Below are 18039 nucleotides of genomic sequence, written 5' to 3' on the forward strand. Positions count from 1 at the left end.
AAGATTCTACCCCTCCCAAATGGTCAGTATTTGAATAAACTGTCCTTCTTCGATTTTAGTATCTAAGTACACATTTTTATTCAACTGAACTAATTCATCAAGATTGCTTAGACCAATCCCACGTTCTTTCCCTTTTGATGAATAAGATTTTTTCTTTAATACATGTAAATCAGGTATATCAGAACGACATTTATTGGCAATAATAAAGGTTATCGCTTCTTCTTGTCTCAATCCGGCAAACAAGATTTTCGGCTTATCTATAATAGAAGATTCTTCAACTGCATTATCTAGTATGATCCCCAGCATCCGAACTAGCATGATAGAAGGAACGGGGAAAGAATCCAATTTTTGTGGCACATTTACGTCTATTTCTATTCCTTTTTCATGAGCTAGATACAACTTGCTCAAAACGATGCTTTTTATTTCCTTGGCTTCAAGATTTCTTATCGGTGACATTTCTAACAATTCCTGATCAAAAAGGGTTCCAGTTTCCTTGATGTGGGAGTAAAAAAAATGTTTCAACCCATCTATATCATTACTTTGGATATAATTTTCCATAGAAACTAGTATGTTTTTGTAGTCGTGCTTGAACTTGCGTATTTCCATATAACTTTTTTCGATTTGCTCACTATATTCGATAAGATATTCCATTCGATTCTTTTCTTCTTTACTTTTATATTCTGCCTTTTTTGTATAAACAGCTAAAAAGCTGATAAGAATAGCAAAAAGGCTATATGCCAGCATAAAGATCCCATGAGCACCCTTCATGAAACAGTCTAAATCTGAAAAGCGTTCAATCATAAGAAAAATGAAATAAATCAAAAACGTAGCAATAACAGTATACTTACTAATATCATATACCATCGATTCAAGGGGTACTTTTTTTAATATATGATTCCTTAAATAAAATGCGAAACATAAATATAAAATAATTGATAAAAAACATATACCCAAATCATGCATCATTATAGATAATGATTTTAAGATAACGTAAATCAGATAATTAGAAAAAATAAGTAGGATAATAGATAACGAAGCATAGAATAAAGCTGATTGAAGCGTCTCTTCATGATAAATCACGAGAGCACACATGACTAGCCATACCAAACCAGTGGCAATTACATTTATCCATTGATAAAGTACCGATATTAATAGGATAACTAAGATTGATAATAAAGCATACTTTTTATTTCTTAGTTTCTTGTTCAAATAGCCCAATCCAACAAACATCGTCATCAGCTGCCCTGATATGAGTAGAGAATAACTTAACTGTAAAATATTCAATTTTAGAACCTCACTTTATGCATGTTTTACATAACAAAATAAACAGCAATTATGAATAAAAAAATTTATTTTTTAAGTTTTTCCCCATAAAAATTGTAACATAGTTTACTAACTATTTGTAAATAACATATTTAAAAGTTTCCTTATAAATCAAAAAGAATCAAAGGCTAACTTCAATTAAAACTCTCAAATACTATAAAACCACATTTGCTAAAAAAGACAAAAATTTATTGTTTTTCGATAAAAATTAATTGCTTTTCAATAATTATCCTGCTATATTTTAGCTATCAAAGATAAAAGAGGGATAAAAATGAAATTAAAAACATTATTATTAAAGTTTGTTGTTTTAGGTATAAGTGCCGTATTTATTTTATTCGGTATACTTTTTTATACTCAGATTGCTACAAGCGAAAAAGGATTCACTTTTGATTGGCAGACGACTTTATTCGTTTCTGTCATCTACTTCGCCCTTCTCTTAGGGATTATTATTGCTTATTTCTTATTGAGACTGTTGAAACAAATCGAAGAAAACCAGGCCTTTTCCAATCAAAGCTTGGACATTCTCAAAAAAATCGAACGAACGATTTTGATTATTGGCTTCGCCTTTTTCGGCTTGCTTCCTAAATTTTTGAAAGTGGCTGATTTAGATGATGCTCCTGGTTTGATGTTGGTAGGAATTGCTGTCGTATTCATTCCTTTTGCCGTATATACTTTGACAAGCGTGTTGGAAAATCTGCTCGAACACGCGATTTTACTTAAGACAGATCATGATTTGACAGTGTGAGGTGCGACATGGCTATTATCGTTAATCTAGATGTAGTATTGGCTCAAAAAAAGATGAGTGTAACAGAATTGAGTGAAAAAGTGGGTATTACGATGGCAAATATCTCTATTCTAAAAACCGGAAAAGCAAAAGCTATCCGTTTTTCTACCCTCGAAAAAATCTGTGAAGTATTAGAGTGTCAACCGGGGGATTTATTAAGTTACCAAAAAGACCCCGATCCTATACCAAAAAAAGGAATATAAAACATAACAATCAGTAAAAAAATAATCTGAATAATAGATGTACGAGAACTTTAGCGGTCATTACATCTATTACTCAGATATTTTATTTTGATGGAATATCCTGTTGTCTATAGATACGTATTTACACGTAGAGAGACTTTTCTTCTACTACTTGGTACTTCTCCTGATAAAAATGGAGAAGATTTTGGATCTCACGTTGATTTGGAAATAGAGAAATACCGAAGACCGGAATGTTTGTCTCATCATCAATCATTACATTTGTAATAATACAGTCGATATCTAGATGATATGATTTCTTTTCTTTCTGATTAAAGTTTGGCATGACACTAAATTGATAATAGTCTCCCAATTTTTTTTGCAATCTTTTTGCTATGTAATCCGCCTGTTTTTTTCTTGTATTTATGACTATCACTGCTTTTAATTTATTTTCTTTCCCTTCAATGTATGATAGCAATAACGGCCAGTCGAAAAGAATTTCTAAGATAGCATGGCGAACAAATGAATCGAGTTCAGGGATGACGTATCCTTTTTCTCTGCAGTCATCAACCATCCTGCCCTTCAGTTCTTCATATAAACAGGCTAAAATCGGCGGATCGACTATCGTTGTCTGGCTTGGATCATTTAGGATATATTCTGGAAATCGTGGTTGTGTCAGTATCTCTTTACATCGTTGAACGATCAGATCTTTGTTCTCACATTCCAACTGATATTTTTTTTCCAAGCAATCCATCCATGTCATTAAACAATTACTGATACAAAAATGATACTTTCTTTGCTCGCTTGCATTTCTTATTTTCAAAGCAGTATGGATGACTTCTGTATCAAATATCCACTGCCAGATTTTTTCTTCCCATGGCAAAGAAAAATGGCTCAAGTGATTTTTCTCCAAGAATGAAAAGGTGAAACAGCTGATTTTCTTTTGCTCCATTTCCATTTTATTTTTGTTGAATCGTTGTATACGACAAGCAATAAAAAAATGTAAAAAACATAAGGTTTTCGGATCATTTTTTGCTACCTCATACAGCTGATTTTCTTTTAAAAATAGGATAACCACGTCATAAATTGCTTCGCTAAAAGAACGATTAAAAATACTAGCAGGAGAAGGATACTTTTCCATCAGCAAACGAGCTGTAAGACCGTCGATCACCTGACCCTCTCCGACAATCCGAGTCAACCCTTTGATCCTCAAATCGTATTTTTTTAATTTTGATTGGGTTTTCTTTACGATTCTTCGCAATGTACTTTCTGAAATAAACAGATACTCTGCTAATTCTAAATAATTCTCTTTTGGATGTAGCAGTATGGTTTCTAAATATTTATATTCAGTAGATTGGGAGATCACGATCTGATAAATATGATCTTTTGTGAAGGCAGGTGAAAATATAGCTGTCACACCAGCATCCCGATCAGTGACGATTTGGATATCGGAAGAATATGTATTGATTTCTATAAAATCGTTCCGCAATGTTTTTCCAGAACTTGCCAATCTTTTTTCCAATTGACTAAGACGGCAACGTTCCTCCTCGAATAGTATTTCTAACAGATTCAACTGACGTTGTAATTTTTTTGAGAGAAGATTCAACATGTTTCCACCCCTTTCTAACAAAATTCTTTTGATACATCCTGATAGATAAATGTAAAAGCACTCAATGTCGGTTTCCCTTATTGAGTGCCTTTAATTATATTATATCGTTTATCTGTTTTAGGAATAGGAACTTTGAAAACTATTTTTTCTTACTTAAGCAAAAAACGGTTATTGATTTTCAACTTTCTCTTTTGCTTTTCTTCTCATAACAATCGTCCCTATGCCTGCTACTAACGCGATACCAATCAACGTCCATGCAGTATTCCTAGTTGCATTGGTTTGTGGCATATTCAGTGAAGATTCATTATCTGCACTTGTTGTTGGATCATCTTGGATGCTTGGTGTCGTTCCTTCATTTCGTTCCGTACTGCCGCTTGTTCCATCATTATTCGTGTTATTATTTTGTGATTCATTCGTACTGGATTCCGTCGTGTGATCACGTACTTCATACGGCATATTCAATTCTGTTGAAAAACCGCCATAAGAACTGTCAGTCGTCACGTTGACTGCGACATTGTTCCGACCAGGAGTCGATGTGTCGATTTCAGAATTTAAAGAGACTGTATAAAGATTTTCTGGAATGACCTTGTCATTTACTTTTACATTTTTGATAAATGATTTAAGATCGAGATCCGTTGCACCTCGTGGGATTTCTACTTTATTAGCTTCTACATCAATTTTCCCGCTTGGTTCGAACCCATATTCTGTGACTTCATAATAAGCATATTGAGAACCGTAAGTGAAGTTCTTCTCCTGCTCATCTTCCATCAACATATTTCGTCTAAACTCTTTCGTATGATAGATCCTGACAATGTCTCCTATGTTGACATTCAATGGCTGTCCACTATTGAATCGAGACAATGCTTGTTCGATCGTTCGGTTTCCTGTTACATCATATGTGAATCTGCTAGTGGTATTATCTTTGTTCATCACATCGAATTGATAATAAATCGAGCGATCGGAATAATCATGCACTACTTTGGACAACTCTGTATTTGCCACACCTTGAGATGCTCGGATCATCATTTGAGTATTCTGATTGTTCGGATTTGTCTGTTTAATTAGACTGAATGCGCCAATCGTTGCGCCGTCATTGTTTTTGACTCGGATCGTACTTCCCCATTTCACTACATAAGGGATCTTCACTTCTGTGAACCCAGTACCATCAGTCGTGCTTACTCTCACACGAACCCCTTTTTCTCCCACTGTTGTCGTATCGAAGTTAGACAATTGTTCCACCGTATAAAGATCACTCGTTAGCGGACGTCCGTTGAATGTCACATTTTGGATCAATTCTGCCGGATTCACTGTATTCGTCTCATGTCCTAACAGCAGTTCTTGTGAAATCGGATCAGCCTTGATATCTGTAAATGGCTCGAATCCTTCTTCCGTTACTCTGTAATAGGCATAATTAGAACCACCTGTGTAATCTCTGACCATTTCATCCATCATCAGAAGATTTCTTCCTTGTGTCTCCGCGTGATAGACTTTGATGGTATCTCCTACATTGACTGCTAACGGCTGCCCGTTGTTGAAGCCGTTTACTGCTTGACGGATCAAGGTATTCCCTGTTACTTCATAGTTGTATTTTCGCGTGTCATTTTCAAGCACTTCGATGGCATAATAGATTCCTCTGCCGAACGGATTGTTCACTGGACGATTCAAGTCCGTGTTGCTTGAACCAGGAGAAGCATGGATTGCTAACTGATCGCCTTCTTTTAATAAACTAAACGCGCCGACGGTCATTTCTTCCAGTCCTCGAAGAACGAATGTACTTCCCCACTGTACTTCATAAGGCACTTCGATTTCGGTTTCAGCTAACCCATCATTCATCGTAATCTTTACTTTTGTCGTTCGTTTTCCAGTTGTACTTGTGTCAATCTCTGACACTTGTTCGATCGTGTAACGATCTTCTGAGATACTTTGATGATTGATCGTGACATCTTTGACTAGTTCTTTGACATCTAATGTGCTGACGTCCTCCCTCAAAGAGAATGTTTGCGAAGTCCCTTCTGCTTCCATCACTGGAATCGGTTCTAGTCCGAATGCAGTCACTCTGTAATAAGCATATTCGGAATCATAAGTGAAATCCCGTTCTTCTTCATCGATCATGACAACTGAGCTGTTCGGTGATCTCTGTGGGTGATAGATCTTGATTACATCATCCAATCGTACATCATAGTAGCCATTCCCGTTCCCAAAGTTATTGATCACTTGCCGCAGAGTTCCTCTACCAAGTACCTCATAATTGTAGATTGACTGATTGTTTCTCAAGACTTCCAAAGAATAATACAAGGCGTGCATCGATTCTTCCGTACCGACCCGTTCATCTAATGCTGAAGGCAACCCACTGGTAACGGTTAATCTAGCTGCATTCCCACTTCTTAGATGTAAGGAATAAGCTCCTGCTGAGCCACCTTCGCTTGACTTGATCATGAATGTATCTCCCCAAAGATAATTGACCGATGTTTCGGCTGTTCCTTTGATCGTCTCCCCAGAAATCGGGTGTTTCGCTTGTACCGTGATCCGAATATCTTGTTTGCCAGCAATCGTATTCGTCGGCTCTGTCGATTCTGCTGCGACGAATTCTAAATCCTCGATCGCAACTGATTCCCCTTCAAAAGTGGCTTCTTCGATATAATTTTTAAACGTACTTGCCAGTGACGCAGAAGTTTCTCCTAATGTACGTTCTTCCATTGGCTTCAATTTCAGTTGGATCGCCGGATCAGGGAGTACAGGAAGTGGTTCAAATCCGAAAGCTGTGACACGATAATAGGCGTTATCTGTTCCGTAAGTGAAGTCCTGTTCTTCTTCTTCTACCATCAAGACTGAGCTTCCTGCACTCTTTTGTGGATGGTGAATATTGATGATATCGCCCAACTGTACATCAAGGTATCCATTTCCGAATGTCGTGATCACTTGCTGTAGAGTAGCTCTCCCCGGCACCTCATGGTAATAAGCTTGTCGGTCATTTCGTAGCACCTCAATAGAGTAATACAACGAATCTTCAAGACCAATCCGTTCATCGAGAGGAGAATCTAATCCTCGAGTTGCCACGATTCGAGCATTATTCCCATTCCTCAACTGGAAAGCGTATGCTCCAGCTGATCGTCCATCATGGGCTTTCAATAAGAACGTGTCGCCCCAACGAATATTGACTGTTGTTTCAGCTGTTCCTTTGATCATTCGACCTGTAACAGGGTGTCTCGTTTGAACAGTCAGTTTGAGCGCCTGTTCTCCTACGATAGAAGAATCTGGCTCTGTTGATTCAGCGGCGACAAACTCTAAGTCAGCTGTATTAAGCCTTTGCCCTTCCATCGTCGCTTCTTGGATATATTCACGGAATGAAGAGGAAAGTGCAGGATAATTTCCACCGAGATGTCGATCTTCTACATCCTTCAATTTTAGTTCTAACTCTGGTTGAGGAAGAATATCCATCGTGATCGAACCAGTAGCTTCACGTCCATCAGCAGCCGTTGCTTTTGCCCGCCACGTTTTCGTACCAACTGAGCTCGTATCAGCATCGAGCCACTCTAACTGATGGGTCTGTCCAAGAGGGTCTCTCACTTCAAAGTAGTCAGCAGGATTAGGGATTGCTTCGCTCACGTAAATGGAATGCGGACCAGCCTTTCCAGTGATTTGTAGTGCTCTATCCTGAACCGTGATCGGCACAGTTACAGTAGTCGTTCTGCCAGAAGTATCTTCGGTTACTTTAATTCTAGTATTTTGAGTACCTACTATATCCATTCTAGGCGGAGTTTCCCATTCTGTCTTCAGATCCCATTTGACATTACTACGATCAATCGTCACATAATCAGAAGGATCAGGAAGGGCATCATTTTCCCATAAAGAATGCGGACCTGTTTTTGCTTCGACTTTGATGTCTCCCATAGCTTGTGCTGCAGAAAGGAAGTTTATTGTTTTTACGGATTCTGCGTAGTCTGCGCCGGAGCTGTTAAAACTTAGCCAAAGGCCTATCCATATTCCCATAGTTTCTGTGCCTAAATTTTGTTGATTTCCTATTCTAGTTAGAGTCATTGATTGAGTTGCATTAGCGCCACCACGGGTTGACAATTCATATCTCCAATTCCCACTTTCTGTATAAGAAATAGAATTATCAATAGTTACACCCCCATTGGGCCAGATAACCACTGTATTGTTATGAAGCGCATTAGAAGGAAAACTGGGACGAATACCTTCGGGCGTATTAAATATGTCGTCAACAGTTGGTACAAAATGAATTTCTATCATTTCCCCATTTACAAAAGAATGATTATGTTTTTTCATTGCCTCATTCAACCTATATTCGGTCAAACGTGCAGCAAAATTAAATGCTTCTTTTTCTATTTCTTCACGTGACCATCTAGCTAGTCGTGACTCCTGAAGGACATTCTCCATTCGTAACTCTTCTTTTTCTTGTGTTTCTATGGGTAATCGTGGCAAGGTAGATGCTCGTGGTTTGTTTTCCTCTTCATTCGTTTCTTCCTGTTCTTTTTCTTCATGAGGGCGCAATTGCCTTAATACTGGTAAGTCGATCGAATGTAAGGCAGAGGCGGCTTCTACTACGGTACCGCCCATATTCCCTAGAACCAGTCCCAAAGATAGTGTACTAGTTAATAGCTTTTTTATTTTTTTCAATGAACGTTTTACCTCCTTTATTTTTCCTATACAGATCAAAAACGATCTGTTTTAAACCGTCAGCAAAGAAGGTATGCTATTTTCTCTTGTTTTAAACATAAATAAATAGTGTAAAAATAGTTTTGTCTGTTTCTAACCTCCGTAGCTTTTGCTCAATTGACACAAGTCTGATCGATCAAATAGTATTGATTTTGCTAAACACCTAACGATCATTTGTTGTGACAAACTTGACGGTCAGCATTGTACGTGAATTGCTTCTGTTCCCCTTCTTACGATCTTTGAATATGTAGTTCTCTCCCCAATAATCGTAACTGGGTGTCTCCCACTCCTTTCTTTTTGTTTTTATGCGGGAGCAAACTCCCACATTTATACTGTAAAGGGGTTCTTTCTATTATGTAATGCCACTTTTTACCATTTAATATGGAGTTTTTGACAGAATGTTTCGAATAACAACGATCCACTACTCATTTTTCTTTTTAACGTTAATTTGATATAATAATGATTATTTATTTAAAAATACATTAGATAACATTTGTTACGACACGAAAAAGCTTCACAAACAAATATCGTTATTTTAAAATGAGGACGAATTCACACAATTAGGAGAAATAGTATGCCATTCATCGTTTACTTTTTTCTTTCATTACTCGTGATCTATATTCCATTACCAACATTCTTTCTGCTCGTCAATCGTCTAGCTGAGCAACATGATGCGATTACTGCTCTTACGAAACTTTGTTTACTTCTATTTGTCTAGATTACTTTATGAGCTATTATTGGCTAAAACAGACAAGAGTAAAAAAGAGATATTATTTCTTCCTTGTCTTTTTCAATCTCTTTGAGTTTCTGATCCATTGCTTTTTACTTCATCAGTATCATACGATTCATTTGTGGATCATCTGGGTCTTTCAAGTGGTCGTACTATTTTGTATGTTCACCTTCCCTCTCTCAAGAAAATTTAGGGAGACATTGTTTTATTAAAAAAAGGTGGAGAAAGCTTCTCTGTATCAATAAAGACACAATTAAGGAAAAACTGGTCAACATACTGGTTTTTCTTTAAAAAACTTTTAAAAATCTAATTGGGAATTTACCCACACAAACAAGGGGCTATGACAAAATCTTGTCACAGCCCCTTATTTCGAATAAAAAGCTTGCATCTTCGATAATAAGCCCAACCAAACGAAAAATATGAAAAGCTATTTTTGTTTGGTTGTTCTTATTACTTGATGCAGAACAGCTTTTTCACGACCTTTTTATTAAAAGTCTTTTTACAGTTTTCTAGCAAAAAATGAGACAATCAGTACTAAAATGATGGCACCAATCAATGATGGTACGATTGCCATTCCTGCAATACTTGGTCCCCAAGAACCTAATAATGCTTGGCCAAGTGCTGATCCAACTAAACCTGCTACGACATTTGCAATAATCCCCATAGAAGAACCTTTATTCGTGATTGCTCCTGCAATTGCTCCGATAATTCCTCCGACGATAAGTGACCAAATAAATCCCATGTTTCGTTCCTCCTAATGTTTTGCTTCCTTATTACTGAACGCGTGGCTCTGTATTTTCTTTTACTTTTTCAACGCCGCTTCCAGCTGCTGATTTTACTTTATCTGTTTGATTAGAAGCAAATTCACCGGTTTTTTTCGCTGCGTCAGTTACTTTGTCTTGCACTGTTTCTTGATCTTTTTCAAATTCTTCTTTTGTTTTGATGTCCACTACGTTAGCGTTAACTTCGATGACGTCTAAGTGTGTCATATTTTTTACTTCTTTGCCGATTACTTCTTGCATTTCTTCAAAGATTTTTTCGATATCTTTGCCATATTCCACAATGATATCCATGTCAACTGCTACTTGTTTTTTACCGACTTCTGTTTCGATCCCAGCCGTTACATTATCTGTATTCACAAGTTTTCCTGCCACATTAGAGAAGAAACCACCGTTTGCAGATAATAAACCGTCTACTTGTTCAATTGCGATTCCAATGATTTTTTGCACCACTTTGTCTTCATAATTCAACTCACCGCGCATCGAATCTTCCTGCTCAGAGCCATGGTTTTCTTGGTCATTTGTATGTTGTGAACTAAATTTTTCTTGTCCATTTGAGTGTTCAGAACCAAGTTTTTCTTGTGCTTTCGCATGATCAGAAGGGTGCTTTTGTTCCTCTAATGGTTTAGAAGGATCGATTGCATCATGTTGTTCTGGAACTTTAGATTCTGGAGAGCCGGGATGATGAGGCGCATGTTTTTCTGCGTCATGTTTCTTTTCTTCTACACCTTGTTGAACATTTGGCACGACTGGATCTGGATGTGCAGATACTGGTGCTGTTTTATTCTTTTCATCGTTCACACCATTTGATTGGTTTGGTGTCGTTGGGTCTGGATGTGCAGACACTGGTTTTTGGTTGTTCATTTTATTGTTATTATTATTTTTGTTATTGTTATTCATGGATGTTTCCTCCTAAGATTTAAAATAGTGATCTAAGATTTTCGTTTGTTTCAAATAAAAACCGATAGCGACACCGATAGCGGCCATGATCAAGATCAATAAAGTCTTGAAAAAGCCGACGGTTATCCATAAAACGGCTAATATCAACCCAAGTACCCCAAAGATGATAGGGAGCTTGTATGTCGAAAATAGTTCTTTCATTTTGGTCCCCCCTATTCTACTCGTTTGCGGTCATTACTTTGTTTAGCTGGTTCTTCAAAGCCTGTGTATTTCACGGATACTTTCACTGACTCTTTTGTGCCTAATATGTGTTGTACTTCGTTTTCGATTTCTTTCATCAATGTTCCCGTTTTACCAATGAGTGCTGAAGTGCGTTTCAACTCCCCTTTTACATTGACGGCGATCTTGTTTTTCGTTGCTTTGACATTTACTTTTGGTGAATGGATAAATTCATCTTCATGCAAGTGAGAACGAACCATTCCTTCGATTGCTTTTTTATCCAACGTCAACTCCCCATCACCATGTTTCAGTAAAAAGGTTCCGATCGTTTTTGGATAAAACAAGAAAACAAGCAACGTGATAATCGTCAAAATAGCAAATGCAACAGCAAGCCAGAATACATATTGTTGCACATATGAATTAGTGATGGAAAAGAATCGAAACTTCTCTAATTGAAAAGGCAGTGGATAGGCTGCACTTAATAGTATCGCAAACAAAAGTATAGATAGCAAAAGTAACGTTCCGATCACTCCAAGCGTTTTTACTCCTTTATTCATTTTCGCACCTCCTCATAGGGGTGAAACGATCAACTTTTTATAAGTTGATCGCTTCTCCACCAGTTACTCCGTAGATTTGAGCTGTGACATAACTTGCTTTATTCGATGCTAAGAAGACATAGACCGGTGCTAATTCTCCTGGCTGACCTGCACGTTCTAGTAAACTTTGCTGACCAAATTCAGGAATTGAATCAGAAGGCTGGCCTTCGTCTAGTTGCAGCGGTGTCCAGATTGGACCAGGTGCTACGCCATTTACACGGATTCCCTTAGGAGCAAGTTGTTTTGCTAAGCCAATCGTAAAGTTAGCGATTGAAGCTTTTGTTGCTGCATAATCCAATAAATGTTCACTTGGATTGAAGGCTTGGACAGATGTTGTTGTAACAATCGCTCCTCCTGCTGGGATATGCGGAACTGCTTCTTTCACTAAAGCAAACATAGCGATGATGTTGACCATGAATGTGTCTTTGATTTGTTCAAGTGGCAGTTCAACAATGGACTGGCAAGAAATTTGCTGTCCTGCATTCAATACCATCGTATCTAGCCCACCAAGCTCACTTACTGCTTTTTCAATGATTTCTTTAGGTGCTTGTTCATCACGAAGATCAAATGGTAGTAAGACGATTTTACGTCCTGCATCTTTGACGTATTTAGCTACTTCTTCTGCATCTTTTTCTTCTCCTGGGAAGAATTGAAGAGCGATGTCTGCACCTTCTCTAGCAAATGCAATCGCTGCTGCACGACCGATCCCTGAATCGCCACCAGTGATGAGTACACGTCGGTTTTCCAGCTGATTACTGCCCTCATAGGATTCTTCTCCGCAATCAGGAACAGGAATCATGTTCTGTTGTAAAGCTGGCGTATCCTGATCTTGCTTAGGAAATTTCTCCGTATGGTACAGATTTCGCGGATCGATTAATTTTGGTTCTGTCATTGCTGTATTCCTCCTAGTTTTTCTAAATTGTATTGCCAAAACAAATTTCTTTGTTTGATACCTGTTTTAAATAGTTTGTTTAATTTGTATAATCTTTTCGATATAGATGGTAGCCTAAAACCGCCGCTGCTATCAAAGAGCCGAATACTACGAGGATAAATCCTAAAGCAGAGCTTTTACCCGGCAACCCTCCTGTATTCATTCCCCAAATCCCTGCAAACAACGCCGGAACGGAGATGATTAGTGCAGCTGAATCTAGATATTTCATGATGTGGTTTAGATTATTGTCCATCATCCCATTGAATAAATCACCAATACTCTCCAATAAGTCTCGATAGATCTCGATCATTTTTTCTGTTTGGCGCTGCCTCAAATGGACATCATAAAGCAATTGTTCATCGTCTAAACGTTTGATAAACGTTTCAGAATTCCATAATTGATTCATCGTTTTCCGCTGATCTCTTAAGGTATGATCGATATACACAATGTCTCTTTCAAGATCTGCCTGTTTATACAGTTCCTCATTCTCCGTCGTTTTACGAGCTGCTCTATCCAAAGCGTCAATTCTATGCTTCATTTCTCTTAGTTCTTTCACGTAATGGGTATAAATATCCAGTAATGTATACGTGATGATCTTTTCAAACGAGTTTAAATGATCTCCATGCTTTGTCAGCAAGCGATCCACGAACTCGGTCTTTCTATCAATACATGTAATCAAGAGATTATCGGAAAGTACAAAAGATATCGGTGTCAATTTTTTTTCGATACGATTATCTGACTGATCCAGATTGATCACAACCAAAGAAAATGGATGCGCTAATTTGGTCTCATAAAGGCGCTCCATCCGAGAAACTTCTTCCGGATATTCCGTGCCTACGAAAATATCATCTGGAAGCTCAAATTCTTTGATTGCCTGCTGGATCTCTTCTGGCTTTTTATTATCGAGAATAAGCCAATTGTATTTGTTTTCATCTGTTTCTGTGACTTTCTTTTCATCATCCACAAAGTAGTATCTCAATGTATACCTCCTTTCTGGACTTTTCAAAAACGATTAGCTGAAGAAGCAGTTCTTTAATTTGATATTATAATCGAGTACTGCACTTTCATTTTCTAATGAGAAGCTGTCAAGCTGTTTATTAAAGTCCATGTTTAGTCGTTTACCGAAATAACTTTGTTCTACTTTAGATGTATAGATCTCCAGTAAAGGATGCTCGATTTTTGTTGCATACTCTCCAAATTCCGAAACAAAAGGAATGATTTGGAAAAAGCTGCCTTTTGCAAAAGCACCTTTATCCCTTAAAAATGGATCGGAATCATTGATGAGAGCGAGTGCAATTTTTGTATTTTCCCCCACTTTTTCGATTAACGTCTCTACTGCATTTTTAGACAGTGTAATTTCCATTCCTACTCCCCCTGTTCAGTTGTAGTCTTGTATTATTTAACAACTACGTCTGTTTTTTGTTGAATTTTTGCATATTTTGGATATTTAGGGAATTTAGCCACACAACGGAACGCCGTCATCCCTGCATATTTTTCGTAATATTTCTTCGTTGGTCCTTCAAAATCTTTGCTCCAAGGTTTCACATGTCCTGAGAAATGGATAATGTAAGGATTGTTGCGTGTTTCTTCGTATTCACGTTCACCTGCTGCTGTTGGATGTTTCTTTGCTTTAGCCATGATATAGCCTTGTGCATTCCAACGCGGATGAAGCGGAAGCCAACGATCATGTAAGATTGCATTTAATGCATCTTGGTCATGGAACCTTAATTTTTCTGGATTATGTTCGATGAAGTCTAATACTTTTTGCGTAATATTTTCATCTAACCATTTTTTTACATTGATCAGCATCAATCCTGAGTTGAAGTAACGCATTGATTTAGCTGGAATCTCCATTTTTTCTAATCGTTGATGGAACCCAGCGTCTTCAACAGCTGCTACGATTGAATCACCGAAGTCAAGACGCCATAATTTAGAGATATCTTGTAAAGCAATCATGTCGCAATCCATATATAAGATACGTTCAACTTCCGTGCCGCGGAACAATTCCGGAATCGCTATGCGGTAATAAGCTGTTTCTGGAATACGATCGCTGATTACTACATTTGTAAAGAATTCTTTATTAATTTTCAAAAATTCTACATCTGAATTCATTCGTGCATTTTTCACTGAGAAACGTAAAAGCTGTTTGCTTTCAAAATCGATATCGTCGTCAATCACATAGAACCGAACAAATTTAGACGGGTTGCAATTATCTAATACTGAGACAAATAACGCAGCTAAATGCGGTACGAATTTTGTGTTACAACTTGCGACTACTGCTATTTCTTTTTTATTCATTGATCTCGCCTACTTTCGTTAGAGTACTGTGTGCTAATTTTTTTAAGTATAAATTGGTATACGGATGATCTTTCAAAGTATTCCAAGGTTTATCATGTCCTGTAAAATGAACGATTGAAGGTTTTTCATTTCCTTCTTTATACAGACGTTCATATTTTTCATTTGGTGCTGGGTGTCGTTCAAAAATCAAAGAAGTCTGCATGTTCCATTTTGGATGAAGTTGTTCCCAATCTTCATAAAGGACAGCATTCAAAGCATCTTGATCGTGATAAATGATTCGATCACCATTTTCACTTAAATAATGGATAGTTTTTTCTGTAATTTCTTTTTTATTCCATTGATCGATGTCAATCACCATCACCCCTGAATTGAAGTACAAGTCATCGGAATCTATTCCTAATCTTTCCAATGCTTTCACTTGTCCTGGATCGATAATGGCGCCGATCGTTTTTCCATTTAATGGTTCATCATATAGTTTTACGATATCGTCTAGCACTAACACATCTGAATCTAAGTAAAGGACTTTCTTATAATCCTCTTTAGCTAATAAGTTGGGTAAAGAAATTCTTAAGTAAGCGGTAGTTGTGATATGGTCGCTGACTAGGAAGTCTTCGTAGATATCTTTTTCCACTGTCAGGAATTGGATACTTGCATTACTTGAATATTTATTTACCGTTTCTTCCAATCCTTGTTTACTATATTCTGATAGACCATCGTCAATCACATAAAATTTTATGCGTCTTGCTTTATTGCAATTTTCTAATGCAGTTGCGATCATCACGCTCAAGTAAGGAGCATAATTTTCGTCTGAAGCAGTCACCACAGGAACTACGCCGTATCTCTTCTCCATCAAAATCACTCCTTTTTCTAATCTTTTTCTAACCTGTTCTACATCTAGAATATTCCTCATTTGGCTTTAAAGCAAAATATATGCTTTGTTTTCATTGAATATTTTAAAATTTTTTTATTACAAAACGCATTGGTAAGCGCTAACTATTCGTTTTTCATGGCTTTTTATTCAAAGGTATTGACCAAAAACTACTATATATAGCCACCTTTTTCTTAAGAATGTTTTTTGAAAAAATTCATAACGGCAAAGCAAGTTAGTTTCATTTTTTTAATTTCTCATTTAATCTTAAGGTAACAGGAAAATAGATATGCAAAAAGAAAGTAGGAAGATAAAATGAAACTAGCAGCGATTGATTTAGACGGTACCTTGCTTGATCGAAATGGAAAGATACCAGAAGAAAATATCCAGGCACTTCGGAAATTTGATGAAAATGGCGGAATCGTAACAGTAGCTACAGGAAGGAACAGCATTTCTGCTAAAGATATTTTTTCCGAATTAGGGATCGGCGGCTATTTGATTTCTTCCAATGGTTCGCTGATTGCTGAAATGAAGGATGGAAAGATGGCAAAGGTTCTCAGACGTTCGAAAATAGATATCGATACTCTGAAAAAAGCCTTCTTCTATGCTCAAGAAGCAAAAATCTCAATTATTGCCAGCCGAGAAACCCAAGATGATCAGCTGACATTCGATGAGTCAAATCTTGTCAAAGACGACCCCTATTATGAACATTTCAATCTGCAGAATCATTCTTTTGATCAAATTTTAAGTATGTTAGAAGATCCTTCTCTTAGCTATCTTAAATTAGCGTTAACAGATAAGAGTGAAGAAAAACTACAGAAGTTACAAAGAGATCTGCAAGCAGACGGCATCAATTCAGTATTCTCTGATCCGCATTTCTTAGAAATCACGCCTACAGGTATCACTAAAGCTCATTCACTTGTTTTTTTGGCGGATTACCTTGGAATCGAGTCGAGTGATATCATGGCTTTTGGCGATCAAGAAAACGACATTGCTATGTTGAATTATAGTGGGTTGAGTATTGCGATGGGGAATGCACAGCGGCAAGTAAAAGAAATTGCAAACCAAGTAACACTGACGAATGAGGAAGCTGGGGTTGCTTATATTTTAAAAAACTTCTATTGAAAATAAAAAAATGACGTCATGAACGTAGGAGGAAAGAAAATGTTAGTTATTATCGATATGCAAAATCATATTCTTGATCCAAATAGCGAATTTTATATTCCAGAATCAGACCAATTGGCGGAACGCATTGCTAAACAATTAGCTAAAGCACGCAAAAACAAGGAATATATTCTATTCACACGGGATATTCCAGTCGAACTGAAGGACAAAGAAGAGGAACGGGAAGATTTGCAATTGATCCCTCTTCTTTCTCCCCAAGGAAATGAACGAGTGATCAAAAAGTATTACTTTACGATCCCCCCTGAAACTTTAGCTGAAATCAAGGAGACTTTGTTTGAAAGCAAAGAAGAACAAAAAGAGATCGAAGTGGTTGGGATCGAAACAAACTTATGTGTGCTCTCTAATTTGATAGGCTTGCAGAGTGCGTTTCCTGAAGCTGACTTTTTTGTTGATCCAACGTTAGCTTCTAGTAGAAAACATGGAGAATCTGCGTTGGAACTTCTGAAAGATTTCAATGTTTCGATCATTGAACCTAAAAAATAGACAGTCACACGTATGCTACAGTCTATTCTTTATATAAGTTCTATTATCATTTAGCAAGCAAATAGCAAGCAAATAAAAAAGAAAAAGCACGAAGAACTGTTTTCAGTCTTACGTGCTTTTTCTACAAAAGTATATTGGCTTTTCCATGACACCTTGGTAAACAGTGTTCTCCTGCCAACTCCTCAGTCACAAGTCACAATATTCAACAAACATGGGAAGCTGTTTTTTGAAATTGCTCCTTGTGACTCAGAGTTAAACGGTAGGCTCACGACCTCTTTCTTAAATGGTGTTCAATCAGCTGACTCTCGGTATTAGCTTAACAAACGGCAAAATATGAGGAACTATTTTTCCGTTTGTTTCTCTAATACTCAGGTCAAAACGCTGATTTCACAACCTCTTATGTACCTTGTAGGACTCGAACCTACGACCGGACGGTTATGAGCCGTCTGCTCTAACCAACTGAGCTAAAGGTACATCA

Annotated in this window: 16 protein-coding genes, 1 tRNA gene and 1 pseudogene; 5 read left to right on the plus strand and 13 right to left on the minus strand. The window is 37.3% G+C overall.

The annotated features are described in order from the left end of the window. Nucleotides 1–6: 6 nt before the first annotated feature. Nucleotides 7–1284 carry a GHKL domain-containing protein gene (locus KFO35_RS04160; protein ID WP_002314968.1) on the minus strand — a complete coding sequence of 426 codons (1278 nt, stop codon included), beginning with the start codon at nucleotides 1282–1284 and terminating at the stop codon, nucleotides 7–9. Nucleotides 1285–1594: 310 nt separating this feature from the next. Between KFO35_RS04160 and KFO35_RS04165 the strand changes: the two genes are divergently transcribed. Both KFO35_RS04165 and KFO35_RS04170 read left to right on the plus strand, forming a co-directional pair. Continuing rightward, a complete protein-coding gene (locus tag KFO35_RS04165) occupies nucleotides 1595–2068 on the plus strand; it encodes a DUF2975 domain-containing protein (protein WP_002306633.1) in 474 nt (157 codons plus the stop codon). An 8-nt stretch (nucleotides 2069–2076) separates the two neighbouring features. After that, the gene (locus KFO35_RS04170) at nucleotides 2077–2310 is read left to right on the plus strand and encodes a helix-turn-helix domain-containing protein (protein WP_002306632.1); all 234 of its coding nucleotides are present in this window, start codon (nucleotides 2077–2079) and stop codon (nucleotides 2308–2310) included. A 121-nt stretch (nucleotides 2311–2431) separates the two neighbouring features. Here the strand turns inward: KFO35_RS04170 and KFO35_RS04175 are convergent, their stop codons facing one another. Together KFO35_RS04175 and KFO35_RS04180 are read right to left on the minus strand one after the other, a co-directional pair. Next, nucleotides 2432–3895 carry an AcpB/EbpR/MafR family transcriptional regulator gene (locus KFO35_RS04175; protein WP_002306630.1) on the minus strand — a complete coding sequence of 488 codons (1464 nt, stop codon included), beginning with the start codon at nucleotides 3893–3895 and terminating at the stop codon, nucleotides 2432–2434. 168 nt (nucleotides 3896–4063) lie between these two features. Continuing rightward, nucleotides 4064–8533 (minus strand): LPXTG cell wall anchor domain-containing protein, encoded by a 4470-nt coding sequence (locus KFO35_RS04180; protein ID WP_128492040.1) that lies wholly within the window; start codon nucleotides 8531–8533, stop codon nucleotides 4064–4066. Between the two features lie 613 nt (nucleotides 8534–9146). Here KFO35_RS04180 and KFO35_RS04185 point away from each other — a divergent pair. Continuing rightward, nucleotides 9147–9514: pseudogene (locus tag KFO35_RS04185) on the plus strand (hypothetical protein). A gap of 287 nt (nucleotides 9515–9801) precedes the next feature. Here KFO35_RS04185 and KFO35_RS04190 read toward each other — a convergent pair. The 9 genes from KFO35_RS04190 to KFO35_RS04230 form a co-directional block, all read right to left on the minus strand. Next, nucleotides 9802–10044 carry a GlsB/YeaQ/YmgE family stress response membrane protein gene (locus KFO35_RS04190; protein ID WP_002291278.1) on the minus strand — a complete coding sequence of 81 codons (243 nt, stop codon included), beginning with the start codon at nucleotides 10042–10044 and terminating at the stop codon, nucleotides 9802–9804. 31 nt (nucleotides 10045–10075) lie between these two features. Then, nucleotides 10076–10981 carry an Asp23/Gls24 family envelope stress response protein gene (locus tag KFO35_RS04195; protein ID WP_070704609.1) on the minus strand — a complete coding sequence of 302 codons (906 nt, stop codon included), beginning with the start codon at nucleotides 10979–10981 and terminating at the stop codon, nucleotides 10076–10078. Nucleotides 10982–10993: 12 nt separating this feature from the next. After that, entirely contained in the window at nucleotides 10994–11182 is a 189-nt protein-coding gene (locus KFO35_RS04200) for a DUF2273 domain-containing protein (protein ID WP_002291274.1), read from the minus strand. Nucleotides 11183–11193: 11 nt separating this feature from the next. Further along, the gene (gene amaP, locus KFO35_RS04205; RefSeq protein ID WP_002306622.1) at nucleotides 11194–11757 is read right to left on the minus strand and encodes an alkaline shock response membrane anchor protein AmaP; all 564 of its coding nucleotides are present in this window, start codon (nucleotides 11755–11757) and stop codon (nucleotides 11194–11196) included. Nucleotides 11758–11794: 37 nt separating this feature from the next. Next, entirely contained in the window at nucleotides 11795–12688 is an 894-nt protein-coding gene (locus KFO35_RS04210; protein WP_002306620.1) for an SDR family oxidoreductase, read from the minus strand. Between the two features lie 79 nt (nucleotides 12689–12767). Beyond that, nucleotides 12768–13691, minus strand: coding sequence for a magnesium transporter CorA family protein (locus KFO35_RS04215; RefSeq protein ID WP_176747398.1), 924 nt, complete (start codon nucleotides 13689–13691; stop codon nucleotides 12768–12770). Nucleotides 13692–13739: 48 nt separating this feature from the next. Next, the gene (locus KFO35_RS04220) at nucleotides 13740–14090 is read right to left on the minus strand and encodes an iron-sulfur cluster biosynthesis family protein (protein ID WP_002291264.1); all 351 of its coding nucleotides are present in this window, start codon (nucleotides 14088–14090) and stop codon (nucleotides 13740–13742) included. Nucleotides 14091–14122: 32 nt separating this feature from the next. After that, complete coding sequence (locus KFO35_RS04225; protein ID WP_002306618.1) at nucleotides 14123–15025, minus strand: glycosyltransferase family 8 protein; 903 nt, start codon at nucleotides 15023–15025, stop codon at nucleotides 14123–14125. After that, nucleotides 15018–15875 (minus strand): glycosyltransferase family 8 protein, encoded by an 858-nt coding sequence (locus tag KFO35_RS04230; RefSeq protein WP_002329245.1) that lies wholly within the window; start codon nucleotides 15873–15875, stop codon nucleotides 15018–15020. The genes KFO35_RS04225 and KFO35_RS04230 overlap by 8 nt, the downstream gene beginning before the upstream one ends. Nucleotides 15876–16208: 333 nt before the next feature. Between KFO35_RS04230 and KFO35_RS04235 the strand changes: the two genes are divergently transcribed. Further along, entirely contained in the window at nucleotides 16209–17018 is an 810-nt protein-coding gene (locus KFO35_RS04235) for a Cof-type HAD-IIB family hydrolase (protein WP_002306615.1), read from the plus strand. Between the two features lie 39 nt (nucleotides 17019–17057). Continuing rightward, entirely contained in the window at nucleotides 17058–17561 is a 504-nt protein-coding gene (locus tag KFO35_RS04240) for a cysteine hydrolase family protein (protein ID WP_156271887.1), read from the plus strand. A 400-nt stretch (nucleotides 17562–17961) separates the two neighbouring features. Here KFO35_RS04240 and KFO35_RS04245 read toward each other — a convergent pair. Beyond that, nucleotides 17962–18035, minus strand: a tRNA-Ile gene (locus KFO35_RS04245). Between the last annotated feature and the right edge of the window lie 4 nt (nucleotides 18036–18039).

The organism is Enterococcus lactis (genome assembly GCF_015751045.1).
Classification (GTDB): Bacteria; Bacillota; Bacilli; order Lactobacillales; family Enterococcaceae; genus Enterococcus_B; species Enterococcus_B lactis.

Bases quoted from the DNA above. Each gene is read 5' to 3' on its own strand.
- KFO35_RS04165 (WP_002306633.1), top strand. From the start codon at position 1,595: ATGAAATTAAAAACATTATTATTAAAGTTTGTTGTTTTAGGTATAAGT.
- KFO35_RS04170 (WP_002306632.1), top strand. From the start codon at position 2,077: ATGGCTATTATCGTTAATCTAGATGTAGTATTGGCTCAAAAAAAGATG.
- KFO35_RS04175 (WP_002306630.1), bottom strand. From the start codon at position 3,895: ATGTTGAATCTTCTCTCAAAAAAATTACAACGTCAGTTGAATCTGTTA.
- KFO35_RS04190 (WP_002291278.1), bottom strand. From the start codon at position 10,044: ATGGGATTTATTTGGTCACTTATCGTCGGAGGAATTATCGGAGCAATT.
- KFO35_RS04195 (WP_070704609.1), bottom strand. From the start codon at position 10,981: ATGAATAACAATAACAAAAATAATAATAACAATAAAATGAACAACCAA.
- KFO35_RS04200 (WP_002291274.1), bottom strand. From the start codon at position 11,182: ATGAAAGAACTATTTTCGACATACAAGCTCCCTATCATCTTTGGGGTA.
- amaP (WP_002306622.1), bottom strand. From the start codon at position 11,757: ATGAATAAAGGAGTAAAAACGCTTGGAGTGATCGGAACGTTACTTTTG.
- KFO35_RS04210 (WP_002306620.1), bottom strand. From the start codon at position 12,688: ATGACAGAACCAAAATTAATCGATCCGCGAAATCTGTACCATACGGAG.
- KFO35_RS04220 (WP_002291264.1), bottom strand. From the start codon at position 14,090: ATGGAAATTACACTGTCTAAAAATGCAGTAGAGACGTTAATCGAAAAA.
- KFO35_RS04225 (WP_002306618.1), bottom strand. From the start codon at position 15,025: ATGAATAAAAAAGAAATAGCAGTAGTCGCAAGTTGTAACACAAAATTC.
- KFO35_RS04230 (WP_002329245.1), bottom strand. From the start codon at position 15,875: ATGGAGAAGAGATACGGCGTAGTTCCTGTGGTGACTGCTTCAGACGAA.
- KFO35_RS04235 (WP_002306615.1), top strand. From the start codon at position 16,209: ATGAAACTAGCAGCGATTGATTTAGACGGTACCTTGCTTGATCGAAAT.
- KFO35_RS04240 (WP_156271887.1), top strand. From the start codon at position 17,058: ATGTTAGTTATTATCGATATGCAAAATCATATTCTTGATCCAAATAGC.